Origin of the sequence: Methanoculleus sp. 10 (assembly GCF_913757945.1) — an archaeon.
Lineage (GTDB): Archaea > Halobacteriota > Methanomicrobia > Methanomicrobiales > Methanoculleaceae > Methanoculleus.
Window position 1 is genome coordinate 1 of record NZ_CAJYDP010000021.1, and the last position, 2193, is coordinate 2193.

Genomic DNA, 2193 nt, shown 5'->3' on the forward strand with positions numbered 1-2193 from the left:
TAAACCCGGAGATGCCCCGCCAGTCGATCTCCGGATGGTTTGCTTTCAGGTCTTCGTCGAGACCGCTTGTGTGGATTCAGCGAGAATCTGGAGGTTTCGGAGGACGGCATCCTGTATCATCTCATCAGCAAGAAACGCCTCTTTCCCGCCGCGGGTATACCTCGCGATTCGGTCGGTACACTCCCTGATGTGAATCAGGTAGAGCGTGGCGTCCGTCACAGCACCACCGCCTCCGCCATCACCCGGTCCCTGATATACCAGTGCAGGGTCAGGGGCTCGGCAACATCGACGGGGATCCCGAGCAGTGTCTCCAGATCCGATTTCAGGGCAACGAGGTCGAGGAGGCTCCTATCCGATTCGAGGTCGATCAAAAGATCAAGGTCGCTCTCCTCCTTCGCCTCCCCACGCGCCACGGAGCCGAAGATACGAATGTTCCGTGCGCCGTGGCGTGCGGCTATCTCGCAGATCCGGTCCCGCTCGGTCATGACCCGCCCTAAGATCTCTGCCCCGTCCTTCATATACTCTCATCTGAGAGTATGGGGGATAACCCCCTTGAAACCTACCATGCAAGCGATCTTTGTGGTTCGGGTTGCCCGTCGCGACCGCTCTGTTGTTCGCAAGAACCTCGTAAATGCGGTTGTTCCTGTTGAGGCTGGCGACGACGAATCGATATCGCTCCCCTCGTGGAAGTCGCCGGAGGCAAACGACCCGTACAGGATGATAGCGGAGACGCGCCGCCTCCCTATCCCCATAGAGCCTGCTCTCCCTGTCCGGGGTGAGGTACCTCACTTCCCGGAGAATGATACAACGATCCATGACCCGGCGCCTGCTCAGCGCTGCCGAAGCAGCCACTTCCAGAGCGGGATATACCGGACCCTCCCTGCCTCTCTCTCTGTATCCTTCGTGAGGAGGATACACTCCTGCACTCGCGTGCCGTACAGGTCCGCAAACTCAAGCAGCGCTCCCTCTTCCCTCTCGGGGAGGGCGTCCGTGTAGGAGACATTGATGGCCGAGAGCGACTGATCCGGGTTTTTAACGACGAAGTCGACTTCGCCTTTCTTCTTCCAGTAGTACACCTCATGACCTCGTTTCATAAGTTCGACAAAGACGAGATTTTCGGCGAGTCTTCCCTCGTCTTTCGAGAACCGGAACGAGACGGCGTTCCTGAGGCCGTTATCGATGCAGTAGATCTTTTTGTTGTTCCGGCTCTGCACCTTCAGCGAGTAACTGAAGTAGGGAACCTCGAAGAGGATCTTTGCCTGCTCTGCATAGTGGAGGTACTCCTTGACGGTCTCGATATCGATGCCGAGCATCTCCTGGAGGTTCCGGTAGGAGTAGGGGGAGGTTACGTTTGTCATGCAGTATGCGAGCAGATCGCCGAGCGCCTTCTGGTTGCGCACCTCGTTGACCCGCACGATGTCGCGGTAGACGATACTATCGTAGTATGCTCTGAGTTGATCACGCCGGATCGTCTCATCATCTGAAAGGACAACCTGCGGGAACCCCCCTTCCCTGAGGTACTCGCCGAGCAGGTTCAGGAACCGGTACTTCGCCGCCGCGAGCGCGACGGGATCGTGCGGCAGTTCTTCCCCCGAGAAGACCGCGTATTCCGCAAAATCGAGGGGGTAGACATGGACCGGGAGATATCGCCCGGAGATGAGCGTTGCGAGGTTTGAGTCGAGGAGGTAGGACGTCGAACCGGACACGATGAGAGAGTACTGTTTGCGGTCGTAGAGTGACTTCACCCACCGCTCCCATCCGTCGATCGTCTGGATCTCGTCGAGGATGATATACGCTGCATCGCCGCTGTAGACATCTCTCCGGTAGGTTTCAAGCAGGGTCTCAAGCGGGTTATCGAGGCGAGTCACCTCCGGTTCGTCGCAGTTGACGAAGAGTATCGACCGCGGATCGAGCCCGCGGTTGCGGATGAGGTCGTCGATGATCTGAAAGAGGAGCGTCGTCTTGCCCGAACGGCGCACCCCCGTCAGGACGACGATCTCGTTGGTCTTGAGGTACTTCTGTATCTTCGCAAAGTAGTTCTCCCGCCTGATGCCGGCTTCGAAGGGTTTATCGTTCCACCAGGGGTTGAGCGCGACCAGGAGATCGAGGACCGAGGGCATACATTTTGTTGGGTTATATTCCAACAAAAACGTTTGTTTTTGTCGGGTATAACCCGATCAACGTGGCGGCCGG

General features: G+C 57.5%; 4 protein-coding genes. All 4 read right to left on the reverse strand.

The features are described 5' to 3' along the window. Nucleotides 1-45: 45 nt before the first annotated feature. Nucleotides 46-219, reverse strand: coding sequence for a HepT-like ribonuclease domain-containing protein (locus QZ408_RS14720; protein ID WP_292492807.1), 174 nt, complete (start codon nt 217-219; stop codon nt 46-48). Then, on the reverse strand, nt 216-518 hold the full coding sequence (locus QZ408_RS14725) for a nucleotidyltransferase family protein (protein ID WP_292492810.1): 303 nt from the start codon (nt 516-518) through the stop codon (nt 216-218). Before QZ408_RS14725 ends, QZ408_RS14720 begins: the two co-directional genes overlap by 4 nt. Nucleotides 519-524: 6 nt before the next feature. Further along, nucleotides 525-752 carry a nucleotidyltransferase domain-containing protein gene (locus tag QZ408_RS14730; protein WP_292492812.1) on the reverse strand — a complete coding sequence of 76 codons (228 nt, stop codon included), beginning with the start codon at nt 750-752 and terminating at the stop codon, nt 525-527. Nucleotides 753-830: 78 nt separating this feature from the next. After that, nucleotides 831-2120 (reverse strand): ATP-binding protein, encoded by a 1290-nt coding sequence (locus tag QZ408_RS14735; protein ID WP_292492816.1) that lies wholly within the window; start codon nt 2118-2120, stop codon nt 831-833. Between the last annotated feature and the right edge of the window lie 73 nt (nt 2121-2193).

Bases quoted from the DNA above. Each gene is read 5' to 3' on its own strand.
- QZ408_RS14735 (WP_292492816.1), bottom strand. From the start codon at position 2,120: ATGCCCTCGGTCCTCGATCTCCTGGTCGCGCTCAACCCCTGGTGGAAC.
- QZ408_RS14730 (WP_292492812.1), bottom strand. From the start codon at position 752: ATGGGGATAGGGAGGCGGCGCGTCTCCGCTATCATCCTGTACGGGTCG.
- QZ408_RS14725 (WP_292492810.1), bottom strand. From the start codon at position 518: ATGAAGGACGGGGCAGAGATCTTAGGGCGGGTCATGACCGAGCGGGAC.